Origin of the sequence: Thermomonas beijingensis (assembly GCF_020034655.1) — a bacterium.
Taxonomy (GTDB): Bacteria; Pseudomonadota; Gammaproteobacteria; order Xanthomonadales; family Xanthomonadaceae; genus Thermomonas; species Thermomonas beijingensis.
The window spans coordinates 1-2422 of the sequence record NZ_JAIQDJ010000026.1 but is presented as its reverse complement, the minus strand read 5'-3'; the positions used below and the strand labels follow the sequence as shown (position 1 = coordinate 2422).

Below are 2422 nucleotides of genomic sequence, written 5' to 3'. Positions count from 1 at the left end.
CGCCGCAACGAGGTGCAACCGAAGCGACAGCAGCCGGACGCCGAAAGATAACACGATGCCATGAAGCGGCGTCGGCTTGAACGAACTGTTAGGTTGTAGGCGCCCGACGACCCACTGCACACGCGAAGCAAGCTACGGAATGCTACCGCCACCACGGTGCGCAGGTCCCCTGCGCGCTGTGGGCCAAGTACGCAAGGGCACACTTGAACCAAACAGTAAACCTATCAAGCGCAATTCAATGCAAAGCCCGCACATCTCCAAAAAATTCCGCGCTAAACCTAACACCTGAGTTAAGCCGCGCCGCGAAGCGGCGTCGGCTTGAATGAATTGTTAGGCGCGCTAGTCGATGATGCTGAGCTTGACCTGCGCGCCATCTGGTAGCTCCTCAATTTGCTGGGCAATGTCACCTGAGGCCGTGACAAGGTCGTCGAACGAGATGGTGGCGAGATTATCACCGCCGTACTCGCCACCAAGCGTGCCGGGGATCTTGAGGCAGTATTTGAAGCCAGGCCGGAGCGGGCCGAGGCGCTCCCGGGCTTGTTGCACCAACTCAGTCATGTACCAATCTTGTAAGAAATCTTGGTCTTGCGAGAGATGATCGAGCTCGGCTCTAGAGTTTGCAACGACCTTGCAATACAGGTCCTCGGGGCACAAGCGCCAGTAGCGGCCAGTCTCATCCTTGATCATCAGGTTGCCGAAATCATTGTCACCGACGATCTGGTCCGGTTTAAGACCGGTCCAGCCCCATGCGCCCTTAATGACTGCGATTAGCTCCATGCGCGCCTAACACCTGAGTTAAGCCGCGCCGCTGCACGGCCACAATTGAACAAGCAACATACCTTGAAAGATTGTGGCCGTGAAGCGGTGTCGGCTTGAACGAATTGTTAGGGCTGCGTTTGCCTTAGTAGTTGGCCGGGTCTGTGAGCATTACAAGTACGAACACCAAGAACATGCTCGCTCCGGTGTAAAGCAATCTCTTGAGCCCTGGCAATGCCGCGAGAGTACGTGGACCTAGGTCTTGCCCTTGGTAGGAGCCATTTCGCTGCTTTGAGAGAACTCTGTACGCAATATTGAACCTACTTGGCTGGATCAATGCGCGGTCACACTCGCTTTTCCACAGGCTTGGATGCTCCTGCTCCAACGTCTTGGCGAACTCGTAGAGAGACGCGAAGTACATGAGATAGACCATGACTGTCGCGGGCAGTCCCAGGATGACGAGCAACGCGCGGATAAACCCCATGAGCAGCCCTAACACCTGAGTTAAGCCGACCTGCGTAGTGGCGGCGGCGGAGTGCTAGCGTACCGCAAGCACGCAGGCGCCGCCACGAAGCGGGGTCGGCTTGAACGAATTGTTAGGCCACCCGTCGGGAGCGAAATGCGCCTATCAGGCCGACCAAGCCAACACCGAAGGCTAGATAGTAGATTGCATACGGCATGCTTAAGCCGGCACCCTCGATTTCGGCGTCTTTAGCTGGTGTGCCGGATGCTTCGCTGTAGAGAACAGTGACGTGTTGGCCAATGGTGTAGATCATTCCGCCCTCGGCTACGCGAGACTCGAACGTGTACTCCTTGCCATTGGAGGCAATGAACTGGACGCGCGGGAAGTAGCTAGTCCTTTGTCTGCGTCCATTGCCTGTTGTAAAGTCACGATAACTAACAATTTGCCCATCAGCCCTCTTAAGGGAATCCGCAAGTTGTTTGTCGTATCTGGCCGCAGATAGTCCAGCCAGCACGAGTGATCCAGAGAGTAGTAACAGCAGGATTGACGTCGGAAGGCTCATGCTTTTTGTGGCCTAACACCTGAGTTAAGCCGGACCGCTGCGCGGCCACGGCAGAGTCACAATCCTACGGGACTTTGCCGAGGCCGCGCAGCGGTCTCGGCTTGAACGAATTGTTAGGCAGCGGCTCTTTGCAGGTCAAACAGCACAGCCATGGCCTGCTGCGCTTGGTGAGCGGGCACGAACAAATGATCGTGATGGACGCCAGCGATGACATTGCAGCTGATGCCAGCTTGGCCGAGCGCGCCAGCAAATGCGGCGGTCAAGCCAACAGCGGCAAGGTCCGAGTGGACTGTGAGCGTGATCCAAGCTGCGGAGTAAGTGACCGGCAAACCACACTCATGTGCGAGTTGCTCTGGAATGACGAGGGACTGGCCTTCCGGCTCGCGAACAGAAGCGATGATCTGATCCGGTGGAATTTGGTAATCAACGGGCGCAACGACAAACGCATAGGTGCCTGGATTGAGTGAAGGCTCCATGCTTGCGAGCAACTGTGGAAGGTCACGAATCACTGCTGTTCGCTGCCTAACGCCTGAATTAAGCCGCGCCGCGAAGCGGCGTCGGCTTGAATGAATTGTTAGGCCCATGACATGACAGCAGTTGCTCAAGCTGATGCCACGCGGCTAGAAAACGCTTGGCGTCTT

3 protein-coding genes are annotated in these 2422 nt (G+C 56.4%); all 3 read right to left on the bottom strand.

Annotation, left to right across the window (positions count from 1 at the left end):
• Positions 1 to 339: 339 nt before the first annotated feature.
• The 3 genes from K7B09_RS12900 to K7B09_RS12890 all read right to left on the bottom strand — a co-directional run bounded on the left by K7B09_RS12900 (position 340) and on the right by K7B09_RS12890 (position 2257).
• On the bottom strand, positions 340 to 777 hold the full coding sequence (locus tag K7B09_RS12900; protein WP_223629871.1) for a T6SS immunity protein Tdi1 domain-containing protein: 438 nt from the start codon (positions 775 to 777) through the stop codon (positions 340 to 342).
• Between the two features lie 575 nt (positions 778 to 1352).
• Positions 1353 to 1781, bottom strand: a complete 429-nt coding sequence (locus K7B09_RS12895; protein WP_223629870.1) for a DUF3592 domain-containing protein — start codon at positions 1779 to 1781, stop codon at positions 1353 to 1355.
• A gap of 113 nt (positions 1782 to 1894) precedes the next feature.
• A complete protein-coding gene (locus K7B09_RS12890; protein ID WP_206202347.1) occupies positions 1895 to 2257 on the bottom strand; it encodes an ACT domain-containing protein in 363 nt (120 codons plus the stop codon).
• Positions 2258 to 2422 lie beyond the last annotated feature (165 nt).